Annotated in this window: 22 protein-coding genes and 1 tRNA gene; 2 read left to right on the top strand and 21 right to left on the bottom strand. The window is 57.2% G+C overall.

Annotation, left to right across the window (positions count from 1 at the left end; all coding sequences use genetic code 11):
- Positions 1–57: 57 nt before the first annotated feature.
- Positions 58–1,164: an NAD/NADP octopine/nopaline dehydrogenase family protein gene (locus IHV84_RS16880; RefSeq protein ID WP_066690537.1), complete on the top strand. Its 1,107-nt coding sequence runs from the start codon at positions 58–60 to the stop codon at positions 1,162–1,164.
- A 21-nt stretch (positions 1,165–1,185) separates the two neighbouring features.
- Complete coding sequence (locus IHV84_RS16875) at positions 1,186–2,073, top strand: LysR family transcriptional regulator (protein ID WP_066690539.1); 888 nt, start codon at positions 1,186–1,188, stop codon at positions 2,071–2,073.
- Between the two features lie 373 nt (positions 2,074–2,446).
- On the opposite strand, the gene IHV84_RS16870 is transcribed toward IHV84_RS16875, so the two are convergent.
- The 21 genes from IHV84_RS16870 to IHV84_RS16770 form a co-directional block, all read right to left on the bottom strand.
- Positions 2,447–2,523, bottom strand: a tRNA-Met gene (locus tag IHV84_RS16870).
- A gap of 21 nt (positions 2,524–2,544) precedes the next feature.
- The gene (rplQ, locus tag IHV84_RS16865; RefSeq protein ID WP_066698045.1) at positions 2,545–2,937 is read right to left on the bottom strand and encodes a 50S ribosomal protein L17; all 393 of its coding nucleotides are present in this window, start codon (positions 2,935–2,937) and stop codon (positions 2,545–2,547) included.
- Between the two features lie 90 nt (positions 2,938–3,027).
- Positions 3,028–4,020: a DNA-directed RNA polymerase subunit alpha gene (gene rpoA / locus IHV84_RS16860; protein ID WP_066698030.1), complete on the bottom strand. Its 993-nt coding sequence runs from the start codon at positions 4,018–4,020 to the stop codon at positions 3,028–3,030.
- A 112-nt stretch (positions 4,021–4,132) separates the two neighbouring features.
- A complete protein-coding gene (gene rpsD / locus IHV84_RS16855) occupies positions 4,133–4,756 on the bottom strand; it encodes a 30S ribosomal protein S4 (protein ID WP_044399288.1) in 624 nt (207 codons plus the stop codon).
- A 91-nt stretch (positions 4,757–4,847) separates the two neighbouring features.
- Positions 4,848–5,252 carry a 30S ribosomal protein S11 gene (gene rpsK / locus IHV84_RS16850; protein WP_005793662.1) on the bottom strand — a complete coding sequence of 135 codons (405 nt, stop codon included), beginning with the start codon at positions 5,250–5,252 and terminating at the stop codon, positions 4,848–4,850.
- Between the two features lie 18 nt (positions 5,253–5,270).
- Complete coding sequence (rpsM, locus tag IHV84_RS16845) at positions 5,271–5,636, bottom strand: 30S ribosomal protein S13 (protein ID WP_066698027.1); 366 nt, start codon at positions 5,634–5,636, stop codon at positions 5,271–5,273.
- Positions 5,637–5,659: 23 nt separating this feature from the next.
- A complete protein-coding gene (rpmJ, locus tag IHV84_RS16840; protein ID WP_005793651.1) occupies positions 5,660–5,773 on the bottom strand; it encodes a 50S ribosomal protein L36 in 114 nt (37 codons plus the stop codon).
- Between the two features lie 137 nt (positions 5,774–5,910).
- The gene (secY, locus tag IHV84_RS16835) at positions 5,911–7,230 is read right to left on the bottom strand and encodes a preprotein translocase subunit SecY (RefSeq protein WP_066698024.1); all 1,320 of its coding nucleotides are present in this window, start codon (positions 7,228–7,230) and stop codon (positions 5,911–5,913) included.
- Between the two features lie 24 nt (positions 7,231–7,254).
- Positions 7,255–7,686 (bottom strand): 50S ribosomal protein L15, encoded by a 432-nt coding sequence (gene rplO, locus IHV84_RS16830; protein WP_066784382.1) that lies wholly within the window; start codon positions 7,684–7,686, stop codon positions 7,255–7,257.
- Positions 7,687–7,696: 10 nt separating this feature from the next.
- Positions 7,697–7,879 carry a 50S ribosomal protein L30 gene (gene rpmD, locus IHV84_RS16825; RefSeq protein ID WP_063462383.1) on the bottom strand — a complete coding sequence of 61 codons (183 nt, stop codon included), beginning with the start codon at positions 7,877–7,879 and terminating at the stop codon, positions 7,697–7,699.
- A 13-nt stretch (positions 7,880–7,892) separates the two neighbouring features.
- Positions 7,893–8,411: a 30S ribosomal protein S5 gene (gene rpsE / locus IHV84_RS16820; RefSeq protein ID WP_198847717.1), complete on the bottom strand. Its 519-nt coding sequence runs from the start codon at positions 8,409–8,411 to the stop codon at positions 7,893–7,895.
- 17 nt (positions 8,412–8,428) lie between these two features.
- Entirely contained in the window at positions 8,429–8,794 is a 366-nt protein-coding gene (gene rplR / locus IHV84_RS16815) for a 50S ribosomal protein L18 (RefSeq protein WP_044399274.1), read from the bottom strand.
- An 11-nt stretch (positions 8,795–8,805) separates the two neighbouring features.
- Positions 8,806–9,339, bottom strand: coding sequence for a 50S ribosomal protein L6 (rplF, locus tag IHV84_RS16810; protein ID WP_044399272.1), 534 nt, complete (start codon positions 9,337–9,339; stop codon positions 8,806–8,808).
- A gap of 24 nt (positions 9,340–9,363) precedes the next feature.
- Positions 9,364–9,759: a 30S ribosomal protein S8 gene (gene rpsH / locus IHV84_RS16805; RefSeq protein WP_044399270.1), complete on the bottom strand. Its 396-nt coding sequence runs from the start codon at positions 9,757–9,759 to the stop codon at positions 9,364–9,366.
- Positions 9,760–9,779: 20 nt separating this feature from the next.
- A complete protein-coding gene (gene rpsN, locus IHV84_RS16800; protein WP_044399267.1) occupies positions 9,780–10,085 on the bottom strand; it encodes a 30S ribosomal protein S14 in 306 nt (101 codons plus the stop codon).
- Between the two features lie 8 nt (positions 10,086–10,093).
- Positions 10,094–10,633, bottom strand: coding sequence for a 50S ribosomal protein L5 (gene rplE / locus IHV84_RS16795; RefSeq protein ID WP_044399265.1), 540 nt, complete (start codon positions 10,631–10,633; stop codon positions 10,094–10,096).
- A gap of 9 nt (positions 10,634–10,642) precedes the next feature.
- Entirely contained in the window at positions 10,643–10,963 is a 321-nt protein-coding gene (gene rplX, locus IHV84_RS16790) for a 50S ribosomal protein L24 (RefSeq protein WP_011793787.1), read from the bottom strand.
- Positions 10,964–10,972: 9 nt separating this feature from the next.
- Positions 10,973–11,341, bottom strand: coding sequence for a 50S ribosomal protein L14 (rplN, locus tag IHV84_RS16785; protein ID WP_007861702.1), 369 nt, complete (start codon positions 11,339–11,341; stop codon positions 10,973–10,975).
- 194 nt (positions 11,342–11,535) lie between these two features.
- Positions 11,536–13,128, bottom strand: a complete 1,593-nt coding sequence (locus IHV84_RS16780; RefSeq protein ID WP_198847716.1) for a glycerol-3-phosphate dehydrogenase/oxidase — start codon at positions 13,126–13,128, stop codon at positions 11,536–11,538.
- 198 nt (positions 13,129–13,326) lie between these two features.
- The gene (locus tag IHV84_RS16775) at positions 13,327–15,060 is read right to left on the bottom strand and encodes an ABC transporter substrate-binding protein (protein ID WP_198847715.1); all 1,734 of its coding nucleotides are present in this window, start codon (positions 15,058–15,060) and stop codon (positions 13,327–13,329) included.
- 189 nt (positions 15,061–15,249) lie between these two features.
- Complete coding sequence (locus IHV84_RS16770) at positions 15,250–15,558, bottom strand: DUF2160 domain-containing protein (RefSeq protein WP_044399245.1); 309 nt, start codon at positions 15,556–15,558, stop codon at positions 15,250–15,252.
- Positions 15,559–15,699 lie beyond the last annotated feature (141 nt).

Genomic DNA, 15,699 nt, shown 5'->3' with positions numbered 1-15,699 from the left:
GCCGCCTCAACGGCGTTCAGACTCTACCGCGCTGGTCTGGTTTAAAGATACAAGCGTATGCGAAACGAAGATGGAAGAAAAGTGAACCGGATCAAAGTCGGAATTGTGGGTGCCGGGAGCATCGGCTTGGCGAGCGCGGCCTGGGCCGCCCAGCGCGGTCATGGGGTTTCGGTGTGGGCACCTAGCGGCAGCGCAAATGCGCTGCGAGACGAGCCGTTGAGCGCAATGGGTGCATTGGAAGCGACGCTTGCCGTGGGGGCCACCGATAGCGCGCAGACGCTGGCGGCACAGTCCGACGTTATCCTGATTGCTGTCCCACTCAATGCCCATAAGGCAGTGATGGACGCACTTTTGCCGAATCTACGGTCCGGGCAGCTGGTGATTGTCAGTTCCATGGGATCGTTGTCATCGCTGTACCTGTATGAGCGCGCGGTCGCGCGTGGAATTGCCCTTTGTGTTGCGAGCTTCGGCACGACCGCCCTCACGGCGCGGCGCAAGGGGCCGGCTCAGGTGAACATCATGACTCGGCGCAGCCAGGTTGCGATCTCCTGTCTGCCACAGACGGCCGCCCCTCAGGCGCTCGCTGCTTGTGAAGCGCTGTTTGGCGACGGGTTCAACGTGGAAGAAGACCCGCTTGTCTCCAGCCTTGCGAATACCAGCGCTATCACACACGTGCCGCTCGCATTGTTCAATTGGACGAGGATTGAGCGAGCAGAAAACTGGCCCCAGTATCACTACATGACGCCTCGCGTGTCCTGCGCCATTGAGGCCATCGACGCTGAACGCCTGGCCGTTGCCGGTGCATTCGGTATCGAGGTGCGCAGCGTCAAGCAACACTTCTCGCAATCGTTCAAGACCGAAGGGGATCGCCTAGAGGACATCGCCGCCGAACTGCACAAGAAGCGTGGCGGACCGCCCGGGCCCACCCAGATCGATACCCGATACCTGTCGGAAGATGTGCCATATGGGCTCGTATTCCTCATGGCACTTGGCCGTGTGGCCAACGTCGAGATGCCTTACACACAGGCCATGATCAGCATGGCAGAACTGATCGTTGGAGAGGATTTTCTTGCGGGTAATGATTTGATCGATCATCTGGGACTCGCATCCTCGTCCGTCGAAAGACTCCTGTCTCGTGTGAGAGTCTCTGGCGTCGTAATTTGAACTCATTGTCGGGGCAATGCCGTGGCACTCAAGTTGAGACAAATCGAGGCGTTCCGCTCCGTCATGCGCGAGGGCAGCATGGTGCGCGCCAGTTCGGCGATGGCGATCACGCAACCCGCTATAAGCTACCTGATCAGTGGTCTCGAAAAAGAGGTGGGGTTCGAGCTTTTCAGTCGACGCGGTGGCAAGCTGACCCCTACGCCGGAGGCTCTGCAACTCATGGCAGAGGTCAACAGGCTCTACGACGGTCTGGACGGTATCAAGGCCGCCGCGCAACAGATCGCCAACCATGAGCGGGCTACTGTCCGCGTGCTCCTCACACAGGCCCTTGCGAGCGGCCGCATCATGAATGCGATCGGGCAATTTGCAGTCGCGCATCCGGGACTGAAACTGGATGTCGATGTGGACCATCGGCTGACCATCATGCATCGGATCAGCTCTGCCCAAGCGGATCTGGGCATTCTTTCGTTGCCACCGGAAATGGACGGGGCTATTGCGACGAAGCTATTTGACAGCGAGCTCCTGTGTGTCGCGTCCGCGCCTGGCTTCCTTCATGGTGGAGTGAATGTCTCGCCCGCTGACATTGATGGCATACCTGTCGTCGGGATCAAGCCTGGTGGTGTGATCCGGCCGATGGTCGCAAACTGGTTTGCGGCGGCGGGCGTCAGTCCAAAGTTCGTGATTGAGGTCGGTGATGCGGGGGCAGCCATCGAGCTGGTGCGTGCTGGCCTGGGTGTAACGATCGTCACCAGCATCAGCTTACCTGAACATCAGCGAGAAGGTCTGATTTCACTACCTCTTGATCCCATACAAAAATTTGAAATCGGAGTCATTGTTCCGTTGATGCAGCACCCGAATCGAGCGGCGCAAGCCCTTGTCGAATCCCTTCGGGTCAGCCTAAAAAACTAGCCAGTGCCGGCAGATAGGGCCGCCCATCTGCTGCTGACCTGTCTGTTTCGCTGAGTGACTGCGCCGCCAAAACAGCTTGATCGAGCAGCAGCTAGCTCGGTCGTACACAAAGTCCGGAAACTCTTTTGAATCGCCCCAAGGCGATTCACTTTGAGGCGCAGCGGACGTCAGATTTACAGAATTAGCTGACAGCAACCAACCTTGAAGAGTCAGTCACTAAAGTAAAACGTGCCAAATCTACCCAATGGTCGCAATAGTGATCGGCTGAATCCGCGTGGGCACAACGCGGGCACAGAGTGGGCACAACTTGGGCACAAATAAAAACGCCCACTGAAAAGTGGGCGTTTACTGTTAGCGAGAACCGCTATTTTGTTGGTTGCGCGAGAAGGATTTGAACCTCCGACCTTTGGGTTATGAGCCCAACGAGCTACCAGACTGCTCCATCGCGCGGTAGATTTAAATTATACCCTATTATTCAGCAGCTGCCGAAGAATTTTCAGTTTCCGCAGCACGATCAACCAGTTCGACGTAAGCCATAGGAGCATTGTCGCCCACACGGAAACCCATCTTCAAGATGCGTGTGTAGCCACCGGGACGGGCTTTGAAGCGTGGGCCCAGTTCGTTGAAGAGCTTGGTAACGCTGTCACGGTCACGCAGACGGTTGAATGCGAGGCGACGGTTGGCGACGGAGTCTTCTTTAGCCAAAGTGATCATGGGCTCGATCACGCGGCGAAGTTCTTTAGCCTTGGGGACCGTTGTTTTGATGGCCTCATGCTCGATGAGCGAGTTCATCATGTTTTGCAGCATCGCAAGGCGGTGCGAGCTGGTGCGATTGAGTTTACGGAGGCCGTGTCCGTGGCGCATGGTGCTTTCCTTTTACTTTAATTAAATTGAGCAGCCGTATCAGGTACTGCCCAACGCACTGTTCCCATTCAGAGAACCGAAAATTATAACTTAACGCTTGTCGAGACCGGCTGGTGGCCAGTTCTCAAGCTTCATACCCAAGGTGAGACCGCGGGAAGCCAGGACTTCCTTGATTTCGTTGAGCGACTTACGACCAAGGTTAGGCGTCTTGAGCAACTCGTTTTCGGTGCGCTGAATCAGATCACCGATGTAATAGATGTTCTCTGCCTTGAGGCAGTTGGCAGAACGCACTGTCAGTTCCAATTCATCCACTGGGCGGAGCAAAATCGGATCGAACGTAGCACCGCCACGTGGGCCCGAAGGTGTCTCAAAAGCTGTCAGTTCGCCGCCTTCCAGCTGGGCAAACACAGCCAACTGCTCCACCAAAATCTTGGCAGACGCACGCACCGCATCTTCCGCAGTGATCGCGCCATTGGTTTCAATCTCTACAACCAGCTTGTCCAGATCGGTACGCTGCTCCACGCGGGCACTTTCGACTGTGTAGCTAACGCGCTTGACTGGAGAGAAAGAGGCGTCGAGAACAATACGGCCAATAGATTTAGTAGCCTCGTCGGCGTAACGACGCATGCTGCCAGGCACATAACCACGGCCCTTTTCCACCTTGATCTGCATGTCCAGCTTGCCGCCCTGCGACAAGTGTGCGATCACGTGATCGGGGTTGACGATCTCTACGTCGTGGGGTGTCTGAATATCACGTGCGGTCACGACGCCTTCGCCGTCCTTGCGCAGGCTCAGGGTCACTTCATCACGGTTGTGGAGCTTGAACACCACACCCTTCAGGTTCAAGAGAATGTTCACCACATCTTCTTGAACTCCATCAATAGAGGAGTACTCGTGAAGCACACCGGCAATGGTGACTTCAGTCGCTGCGTAACCCACCATAGACGAAAGCAGAACGCGTCTGATAGCGTTGCCCAGTGTATGGCCATAGCCCCGCTCAAACGGCTCCAGAGCCACTTTGGCGCGGTTGTGGCCCAGCTGCTCGACATTGATCGTCTTGGGTTTCAGCAAATTGGTTTGCATTCAAACTTCCTCTCAATACCCCCAGCTCGTTACACCGGTAAGGCTGGTGAAGCGCCTAAACCGCGATGCCTCGCGGTTTAGGAACGGTTTACTCGAAAACTAGATCGAGTGATTAGCGCGAATACAACTCAACGATCAGGGATTCGTTGATATCCGCACCGAATTCATCACGATCAGGCACCTTCTTGAAGACACCTTCTGCCTTGTCGGCATTCACATCAACCCAAGCGGGCATGCCCACTTGAGCGGCCAGTTGCAGTGCTTCAGTGATACGGGCCTGCTTTTTGGACTTCTCACGTACAGCGACCACATCACCGACCTTCACAAGGTACGAAGGGATGTTGACCGACTGGCCGTTCACAGTGATCGCCTTGTGCGAAACCAACTGACGGGCTTCTGCACGTGTCGAGCCAAAGCCCATGCGATACACGACGTTGTCCAGGCGTGACTCCAACAGGAACAGCAGATTCGCACCAGTGTTACCCTTCTTGCCATCAGCGGCTTCGAAGTAACGGCGGAATTGCTTTTCCAAAATGCCGTACATGCGCTTGACTTTTTGCTTTTCGCGCAGCTGCAGTCCGTAGTCAGAGGTACGGGCGCCGGAGGTGCGACCATGCTGACCAGGCTTGGAATCGAACTTGGACTTGTCAGCGATGGAGCGACGAGCACTCTTCAGGAACAGGTCCGTGCCTTCACGGCGGGAAAGTTTGGCCTTGGGGCCGAGGTAACGTGCCACTTGAGCTTCCTTTTATGTCATCTACCGCAAACCATTGCGGGAGCCGCCTGGAGCGCTTACGCGTCTACAGACGGCGGTGGGCTTAAAAAAATTAGATACGGCGACGCTTTTGAGGGCGGCAGCCATTGTGCGGCACAGGCGTCACATCGGAAATCGATGTGATGCGGATGCCCAAGGCGCCCAGAGCGCGCACAGAGGATTCACGACCTGGACCAGGACCCTTGATCTCGACATCCAGGTTCTTGATACCTTGGTCAATGGCAGCGCGGCCAGCCACTTCGGAAGCCACCTGTGCTGCGAAGGGAGTGGACTTGCGCGAGCCCTTGAAACCTTGACCACCAGACGACGCCCAAGACAAAGCGTTGCCTTGACGATCGGTAATGGTAATGATCGTGTTGTTGAAGGAGGCATGCACGTGTGCAATACCGTCCGAAACGTTCTTGCGAACCTTCTTGCGAACGCGCTGAGCTGCGTTATTGGCAGGAGACTTAGCCATAATGATCTTTCAATCTCTTTATTTCTTCAGTGCAGCTGCACCCTTGCGCGGACCCTTGCGAGTACGGGCGTTGGTACGCGTACGCTGACCACGCATCGGCAGACCACGACGATGGCGGAAACCACGGTAGCAGCCAATGTCCATCAAACGCTTGATGTTCATGGTGGTTTCGCGACGCAGGTCACCTTCAATGGTGAACTGTTCGATTTGCTCGCGAATTTTTTCCAGATCGCTATCCGTCAGATCCTTGATCTTCTTGGTGTAAGCGATGCCAGTTGCTTCGCAAATCTTGCGAGCGCGGGTGCGACCAATGCCAAAAATGGAGGTCAGACCGATTTCCGCATGCTTGTGAGGCGGAATGTTGATGCCAGCGATACGTGCCATATGCGTCCTCTAATACTTTCGAATCAACCTTGGCGCTGCTTATGACGCAGATCCGTGCAGATCACGCGCACCACACCCTTGCGGCGGATGATCTTGCAGTTGCGGCAGATTTTTTTGACCGAAGCCGAAACTCTCATTGCATTCTCCTAAAACTTTTCCATCCGTCCCGGCTGCTTTGCACGGAACACAATGCGTGCCCGCGAAAACTCGTGGGGCGCTCACTTAACTTAATTTCATAACTTCTGAGCAGCACTGGCTACTCAGAAATCATGCTTCAACCAGCACTGCCACCCTTGAAATTAGCTTTCTTGAGCAGAGACTCGTATTGCTGCGACATCATGTAGTTCTGAACCTGGGCCATGAAGTCCATGGTCACCACCACAATGATCAACAACGATGTACCACCAAAGTAGAACGGCACGTTGTACTTGAGAATCAAGAACTCGGGCAGCAAGCACACAAAGGTGATGTACACAGCACCGGCAAGAGTCAAGCGAACCAGAATCTTGTCAATGTAGCGGGCAGTTTGCTCGCCTGGGCGAATTCCAGGGATGAAGGCACCGCTCTTCTTCAGGTTATCTGCCGTCTCGCGGCTGTTGAAAACCAACGCCGTATAGAAGAAACAGAAGAAGATGATGGCGGCCGCATAGAACATCACATAGATGGGCTGACCAGGGGTCAGTGCACCAGAGATATCCTTCAGCCAACGCATCGAATCGCCTGCACTGAACCAATTCACTACTGTTGCCGGCAACAGAATGATCGACGATGCAAAGATCGGTGGAATCACGCCGGCCATGTTCAACTTCAGGGGCAGATGAGACGCCTGACCGCCGTAAACCTTGTTCCCCACCTGACGACGGGCATAGTTCACGAGAATCTTGCGCTGGCCTCGCTCCACGAACACAACGAAGTATGTTACCAGACCCACCACCAGTACGATGAAGATCGCAGCAGGTGCTGACATCGCGCCAGTACTGACCAATTCCAGCAAACCACCAATAGAGCTTGGGAGCCCTGCGGCAATACCTGCAAAGATCAGGATGGAAATGCCGTTGCCTAAACCACGCTCAGTGATTTGCTCACCCAACCACATCAGGAACATTGTTCCAGCAGTCAGACTCACCACCGCCGTAAGACGGAAACCAAAACCAGGACTCAGCACCAGACCTGCAGAGCTTTCCAGCGCAACAGCAATGCCGAACGACTGGAAAAGCGCCAGACCCAAAGTACCAGCACGTGTGTACTGGGTAATCTTTCTGCGGCCGGCCTCGCCTTCCTTCTTCAATTGCTCAAAGGTAGGAATGACGTAAGTCATCAACTGCAAAATGATCGATGCCGAGATGTACGGCATGATCCCCAGTGCAAAAACCGTGAAGCGAGACAAAGCGCCACCCGAGAACATGTTGAACAAGTTCAGGATGCCGCCCTGTTGTCCACTGAACAACTGCTGAAGTTGGGCTGGATCGATGCCTGGCACAGGGATATGAGCCCCGATGCGATACACGACCAGCGCAAGCAACAGAAAAACCAGCCGACGACGCAAGTCGCCGAACTTGCCGGTCTTTGCAATTTGAGCTGCGCTAGTTGCCACAGATGCCTTCCTTGGGGAGTGCTATCAGGCGAGGGAGCCGCCAGCAGCTTCGATAGCTGCCTTGGCACCTGCCGTTGCACCGATGCCAGTCAGCTTGACGGCCTTGGTCAGAGAGCCGGTCTTGATGACCTTGACCACCTTGGCCAGCTCACCAATCAAACCTGCTTGCTTCAGAGCCAACACGTCGACTTCAGGCAGGCCGAGTTGTTCCAGAGCAGACAAAGTGACTTCTGCGTTGAACTTCAGAGACTGCGACTTGAAACCGCGCTTTGGCAGGCGACGCTGCAAAGGCATTTGACCGCCTTCGAAGCCCACCTTGTGATAGCCGCCGGAACGCGACTTTTGACCCTTGTGACCACGGCCAGCGGTCTTACCCAGACCGGAGCCAATGCCACGGCCTACGCGGCGCTTGGCATGCTTGGCGCCGTCTGCGGGCTTGATGCTATTGAGTTCCATGATCGATCTCTCAGACGATTTTGACCAGATAGCTGATCTTGTTAATCATGCCGCGCACTTCGGGCGTGTCTTGCAGTTCGCTGACACTGTTCAGCTTGCGCAGACCCAGACCACGGACGGTGGCGCGGTGCGACTCTTTGGTGCCAATCGGGCTGCGCACCAGTTGAATCTTGACGGTTTGTTGCGTTGTCATTTCAGACTCCGGTTCAGGCGAAGATGTCTTCGACTGTCTTGCCACGCTTGGCTGCCACGTTCGACGGAGTCGTCGAATTGACAAGGGCGTTAAACGTTGCGCGAACCATGTTGTAAGGATTGGAGGAACCATGGCTCTTGGCCACGATATCCGTCACGCCCAACACTTCAAAGACTGCGCGCATAGGACCACCAGCAATGATGCCGGTACCCTTTGGAGCGGGCGCCATCATCACGACAGCGGCGCCATGGTGGCCCGTGACGTTGTGATAGATGGTGCCGTTCTTCAGCGAAACCTTGACCATGTTGCGGCGAGCTTCTTCCATCGCCTTCTGCACGGCAGCAGGCACTTCCTTGGATTTGCCCTTGCCCATGCCGACGCGGCCATCACCGTCGCCAACCACAGTCAGTGCAGCAAAACCGAGAATACGGCCGCCCTTCACGACTTTGGTCACGCGGTTGACCGCGATCATTTTTTCGCGCAGACCGTCGTCACGACCTTCGTCTTGCACTTTGGGTTGAAATTTAGCCATTTTTTATTCCGCTCCGCTTAGAACTGCAGACCAGCTTCGCGGGCTGCATCGGCCAAAGCCTTGACGCGACCGTGGTAAGCGAAACCTGCGCGATCAAATGCAACCTTCTCGACGCCTGCTGCCTTCGCCTTTTCAGCGATACGCTTGCCGATCAGCTGGGCTGCGGCGGCATTGCCACCCTTGCCCGAGCCGCCGAGCGACTGGCGCACGTCGGCTTCTGCCGTGGAAGCACTTGCCAGCACCTTGCTGCCGTCGCCAGAGATCACGCTGGCGTAGATATGGAGGTTCGTCCGATTCACAGTCAAACGGGCCACGCCTTGCTGGGCAATGCGAATGCGGGTTTGACGGGCACGACGAAGACGCTGCTCTTTCTTTGTCAACATGTTGCAGCTCCTTATTTCTTCTTGGTCTCTTTGATCGTGATCTTTTCGTCCGCATAGCGGATACCCTTACCCTTATAGGGCTCGGGAGGACGAACAGCACGGATCTCAGCAGCAATTTGACCTACGCGCTGACGGTCAGCACCCTTCACAACCACTTCAGTGGGCGTTGGGGTGGCAACGGTGATGCCAGCAGGCATTTCAAAGTTGACGGGATGCGAATAACCAACAGCCAGGTTCAGCTTGGAACCTGATGCTGCAGCCTTGTAACCCACACCAACCAAGCTCAGCTTTTTCTCAAAGCCTTTGCTCACGCCAACAACCATGTTGTTGACCAGTTGACGCAGGGTTCCGCTCATGGCGTTGGCTTCACGCGAGTCATTCACGGGCTCGAAGCTCAGCTTGCCATCATTGCTAGACACCTTGACCAGCACGTTTTGCGCCAGAGACAAGGTACCACCAGAACCCTTCACAGAGATCTGGTCGTCTTTGATCGACACATCCACGCCAGCGGGGATGGTCACGGGCATTTTTCCTACTCGGGACATTTCAGTTACTCCTCAATGCCGCGGTTAGGCCACGTAGCACAGCACTTCGCCACCGACACCGGTAGCACGCGCTTTGCGATCAGTCATCACGCCCTTGGGAGTCGTGACAATTGCCACACCCAGACCGTTCATGACTTGTGGAATGGAATCACGGCCTTTGTAGACACGCAGACCAGGGCGGCTGACGCGCTCGATGCGCTCAATCACTGGACGGCCTGCGTAGTACTTCAGGGCGATTTCAAGTTCGGACTTGCCAGCTTCAGTTTTCACTTGGAAGCCGTCGATATAACCCTCGTCCTTCAGCACTTGGGCGATGGCAACCTTCACTTTGGAGGAAGGTACCTGAACCGTTGCTTTGGACACCATCTGTGCGTTACGGATGCGGGTCAGCAAGTCAGCGATGGGATCACTCATGCTCATGTTTAATCTCTCCTGCCTGCTTACCAGCTGGCCTTGGTGACACCGGGGATGTCGCCATTGAAAGCCAGTTCACGGATCTTGGCGCGGGCCAGACCGAATTGACGGAACGTACCGCGTGGACGACCGGTGATTTCGCAACGGTTGCGCTGACGCGTTGGGTTGGCGTTGCGAGGGAGCTTTTGCAAGCCCAGGCGGGCTGCTTCACGCTCTTCGTCGCTGCGCTTGGCATCGCCAGCAATCGCCTTCAGTTCCGCATACTTGGTTGCGTACTTGGCGGCCAGTTTTTCGCGCTTCAGTTCGCGCTGGATCAAAGCTACTTTAGCCATGCTTCGCCTCAGTTCTTGAACGGGAAACGGAAACCTGCCAGAAGCGCTTTGGCTTCTTCGTCGGTCTTGGCCGTTGTGGTGATGCTGATGTTCAGGCCGCGCAGAGCGTCAACCTTGTCATACTCGATTTCAGGGAAAATGATCTGTTCCTTGACACCGATGTTGTAGTTGCCACGACCGTCGAAAGCGCGGCCGGAGATACCACGGAAGTCACGGACGCGGGGCAGAGCCACGGTCACGAAACGATCCAGGAATTCATACATCTGAACGCCACGCAGGGTCACCATGCAGCCGATAGCTTGGCCTTCGCGGATCTTGAAACCAGCGATAGCCTTCTTGGCCTTGGTCACCACAGGCTTTTGACCAGCAATCTTGGTCAGGTCAGCCACGGCGTTGTCCATCACCTTCTTGTCCGAAACGGCTTCGCTCACACCCATGTTCAGGGTGATCTTGGTCAGACGTGGGACTTGCATGGGCGAGGTGTAACCGAACTGCTTGGTCAGCTCGGGAGCGACTTTGTCGCGGTAAATGTCTTGCAGTCGTGCCATGTTTACCCCTTAGGCCGCCTTGATTTCAGCGCCGCTGGACTTGAACACGCGAACGCGCGAACCGTCAGCTTGCACCTTGATGCCTACGCGATCAGCCTTGCCAGTAGCCGCATTGAAGATGGCCACGTTGGACTGATGGATTGGCATAGCCTTTTCAACGATGCCGCCAGTTGTGCCCTTCATAGGGTTTGGCTTGACGTGCTTCTTGACCAGGTTGATGCCATCGATGACCAGATAAGAGTCATCCTTGCGCAACGACACTGTGCCGCGCTTGCCCTTGTCGCGCCCCGTCAGCACGATGACTTCGTCGCCTTTGCGAATCTTGTTCATAGCGCGTCCTTAGAGAACTTCAGGAGCCAGGGACACGATCTTCATGAACTTTTCGGTACGCAGCTCGCGCGTCACGGGTCCAAAGATGCGGGTGCCGATAGGCTCCAACTTTGCATTCAGCAACACTGCAGCGTTGCCGTCGAATTTGACGAGCGAACCGTCGCCGCGACGAATACCCTTCGCCGTGCGAACCACCACTGCACTGTAAACCTCGCCTTTTTTGACGCGGCCACGTGGAGCGGCTTCCTTGATGCTCACCTTGATGATGTCGCCAACGCTTGCATAGCGACGCTTAGAGCCACCCAGCACCTTAATGCAAAGGACGGACTTAGCGCCGGTATTGTCGGCAACCTCTAACCGAGATTCTGTTTGGATCATTTCAATATTCCCAACTTGCACCAGAAGACAACAGCCCCAGAGAACTTCTCAAGGGCCGCAAATCAGCCAGTCAGTCTTGGGCCCGTCGTCCGCACCGCAAACCATTTGCAGCACTTCCCGCTGGGCAGAAACTCCGCGCTTTGAACGCGAAGCCCACGATTATTGCAAAGTGAAAGCGCCTAGTCAAGCGCTTATCACATTTCTGGGCGCAAATATTGTTGCGCCAATGCCAAGAAGGCAGGCAGCTGGGGGTCGATGCCCAACTCTTCCTGGAGGATGCCTGCGACCGCAGGGGCCATGTCGATGGCTTTGCGCGCATCGAGGAACAGCAGGCGAGAACGGCGTGCGAGCACATCCTCCACCGTTCGTGCGTATTCGAACTGCGCGGCAAAGCGCACCATGGCTTCCGTCAAGCCCCCGCCCAACTCCTTGGCGCTACCTGGCAAGGCCGCCACTGCGGCGGCTTCTGCGCCATAGAGATGGATGCCAGGGGCGTCGCTGATGCTGTGTTGAACGGCACCTGCAGGGGATCCGACCAGCGGAAGCTGATTGGTAATGCCGGCCGCCTTGGGAGGGAGCCCCCCCGTGTCGAAGCACTTTTGCAGCACGTCTTCCGCCATGGCCCGGTAGGTGGTCCATTTGCCGCCCGTCACGGTGACCAGGCCACTGCGGCTGGCCAGCACGATGTGTTCGCGGCTGATGCTCTTGGTGTTACCGCCATCATCATCCTGCGGTTTGACCAAGGGCCGCAGGCCCACCCAGATGCTGCGAATGTCTTCCTGCTTGGGCGCGCGCGATAGATAACGTGCAGATTCGTTCAGGATGAAGGCTACTTCTTCCTTGAATGGGAGCGGCTCACGCACCACATCCTGGCGCGGACTGTCGGTGGTGCCCAGAATGACTTTGCCCAGCCAAGGCACGGCAAACAGCACCCGCCCGTCGGCTGTCTTGGGCACCATCAGCGCGTGGTCGGATGGCAAAAATTCCCGATCCACCACGATGTGCACACCCTGGCTGGGGGCAACCATGGGTTTGACGGGCTTGCCGATGGCTTCGCCATCCATTTGGCGCAGCCCATCCACCCACACGCCAGTGGCATTCACCACGCAGCGGGCCCGCACGGTGAAGGAGCGGCCGGTTTCAGCGTCTTCACACTCAAAACCAGTCACGCGCCCACCTTCATGCACCAGCTTCTTGGCGGGGCAGTAATTGACCAGTAGAGCGCCCCGGGCTGCCGCAGTGCGGGCCAAGGCCAAGGCCAGGCGGGCGTCATCAAACTGACCATCCCAGTACTTCACCCCACCCTTGAGGCCATCCTGCCGGGCGGTGGGCAGGCACTGGAGGGTGCGTTCACGCCCCAGAAATTGGGTGGACCCCAGGCCGGCCTTGCCTGCAAGGGCGTCATACATCGTGAGGCCGATGCCATAAAACGGAGTCTCCCAACAGCGATAGGAGGGCATCACGAACGCCAGGGGTTGCGCCAGGTGGGGCGCGTTGCTGAGCAGCGTGGTGCGCTCGTGCAGCGCCTCGCGCACCAGGGAGATGTTGCCTTGTGCCAGATAGCGAACGCCTCCGTGCACCAGCTTTGTGGCGCGCGACGACGTTCCCTTGGCGAAATCATGTGAATCCACCAGCACCACGCTGAACCCTCGCGCGGCAGCGTCCAGCGCCACACCCAGGCCGGTTGCTCCGCCGCCGATCACGGCCAGATCGTAGACATGCGGCTGGGCCAGGCGGTCCAACAAATCGGAGCGCTGGGTGGAGAGGGGTGCAGAAACGTTGGTCATGGGATCCGATTGTCCATGGGATAGGGTATTAAGTAAGGGTTTACCCGTAATTTCTGACCTTGGTGCATGGCCACCAGCTGCCGATCTTCTGGATCGGCAGGGGGCCTGAAGCCAGAGCCTCCCGCGGGGCACCAGGAAAAAACTGCCCACCCCGGGAATGGGTCTGACGGGCCGTGGAACCCGTCAGACCAGCGCTGATTAGCGCACCTTGCCAGCCTTCCAGGCGTCCAGCAGGGTTTGGTACGCGATGGTTTCACCCTTTGGCTTTTCGTTGGCCAGCTTCTTCCAAGGGGCTTGCTTGTCGCTCAGCCACTTGTTGGGGTCTTCCTTCTTGTTCAGCTTGGGCGCGCACTTGGCCATGCCAGCGCGTTCCAGACGGGCCATCACCTGGTCCATTTCGTCAGCCAGCGTGTCCATGGCGCCTTGCGGGGTCTTTTCACCCGTCACTGCCTGGGCCACGTTCTTCCACCACAGCTGGGCCAGCTTGGGGTAATCAGGCACGTTGGTACCGGTGGGCGACCATGCCACGCGGGCGGGGCTGCGGTAGAACTCGACCAAGCCGCCCAGCTTGGGGGCTGCGTCGGTCATGGCCTTGCTCTGGATGTCCGATTCGCGGATCGGTGTCAGGCCCACCAGGGTCTTCTTCAGAGAAGTGGTCTTGGCGGTCACGAACTGGGCATAGAGCCAGGCGGCAGCCGTCTTGTTGGCGTCGTGGTCCTTGAAGAAGGTCCAGCTGCCCACGTCCTGGTAGCCGTTTTGCATGCCTTGCTTCCAGTAAGGGCCGTTGGGGCCGGGGGCCATGCGCCACTTGGGTGTGCCGTCGGCGTTCACCACGGGCAGGCCGGGCTTGGTCATGTCGGCCGTGAAGGCGGTGTACCAGAAGATCTGCTGGGCGATCTGGCCTTGCGCGGGCACAGGGCCGGCTTCGCCGAAGGTCATGCCCATGGCTTCCTTGGGCGCGTACTTCTTCATCCAGTCCACGTACTTGGTGAGCGCGTAGACAGCGGCGGGCGAGTTGGTCGCACCGCCACGGGCCACGCTGGCGCCCACAGGGGTGCACTTGTCGTCAGCCACGCGAATGCCCCACTCATCGATGGGCAGACCGTTGGGCGTGCCGATGTCGGCGGAACCAGCCATGGACAGCCATGCATCGGTGAAGCGCCAGCCCAGCGATGGGTCCTTCTTGCCGTAGTCCATGTGGCCGTAGATGGCCTTGCCGTCGATTTGCTTGACGTCGTTGGTGAAGAACTCGGCGATGTCTTCGTAGGCGGACCAGTTCAGTGGCACACCCAGGTCGTAGCCATACTTGGCCTTGAACTTGTCCTTCAGGTCCTTGCGCTCAAACAGGTCGGCGCGGAACCAGTACAGGTTGGCAAACTGCTGGTCGGGCAGCTGGTACATCTTTCCATCAGGTCCGGTGGTGAACTTGGTGCCGATGTAGTCCTTGATGTCGATACCGGGGTTGGTCCACTCCTTGCCTGCGCCGCCCATGTAGTCGGTCAGGTTCAGGATCTTGCCGTAGCGGTAGTGGGTGCCGATCAGGTCCGAGTCAGAGATCCAGCCGTCGTAAATCGACTTGCCCGACTGCATGGAGGTCTGCAGCTTCTCGACCACATCGCCTTCCTGGATGAGGTCGTGCTTGACGGTGATGCCCGTGATTTCAGTGAACGCCTTGGCCAGGGTCTTGGCTTCGTATTCGTGGGTGGTGATGGTCTCGGAGACGACCGAGATTTCCTTCACGCCCTTGGCCTGCAGCTTCTTGGCGGCTTCGATGAACCACTTCATCTCGGCCATCTGCTGGTCTTTGCTCAGCGTGGATGGCTGAAACTCACTGTCGATCCACTTCTTGGCCTCTGCCTCGCCGGCCCAGGCGGCGTGACCCAAAACCAGGGTCGCGGCGGCGAACGCAATCGCCTTGAACTGCACCTTCATTGCTGTCTCCTCAGATGGAACCCCCTTGGGTAGAACAACACCGGCCCCGGGGGGAATCAGGCCGGCGCTTGGCACACCGTCAAAAACGATAGCTGCTTGCGCTTGATTTCAAAGGGTTTAAAACACTTTTAATGCTCAAACCTTTTATTTAAAAGCGCTACCAGCTCTCATTTCAATAGCAAATATCCGTCAACCCTTGCGCAGAATCAGCCCCAGCAACGCCATCGACAAGACGAAGCTGATCCACACCGAAGGCTCGTTCTCCAGGCTGAGCCATTGCGCCATGCGCCCGCTCAGACCCACAAAAATCAGGTTCACATAAGCGGCCGACAACAGGCCGATGAAGAGGCGATCCCCCCGCGTGGTGGCAATGGGCAAAAAGCCCTTGCGCAGGGTGGTGGGTGATTTGATTTCCCACACCGTCATGCCGATGAGCATGAGCACGATGCAGGTGAAGAACACGGCTACGGGCGTGGTCCAGGCCATCCAGTCAAACATGGCGACCCCCCTGAGCGCCTGCGGCGCTTCCCCCCAGAGGGACGCAGCCAGTGGCCGGGCGAAGCCCGCTCCACGGCTGCCGCTGGCACTGGACGCATCGCGCGCGCCGCTGGGAATTGTTTTGGTTCATATGTTTGCTTC

Source organism: Acidovorax sp. IB03 (assembly GCF_016406015.1).
Lineage (GTDB): Bacteria > Pseudomonadota > Gammaproteobacteria > Burkholderiales > Burkholderiaceae_C > Acidovorax > Acidovorax temperans.
Note: the sequence above shows the minus strand (reverse complement) of the source record. Positions and strands in the feature narration are given on the sequence as shown.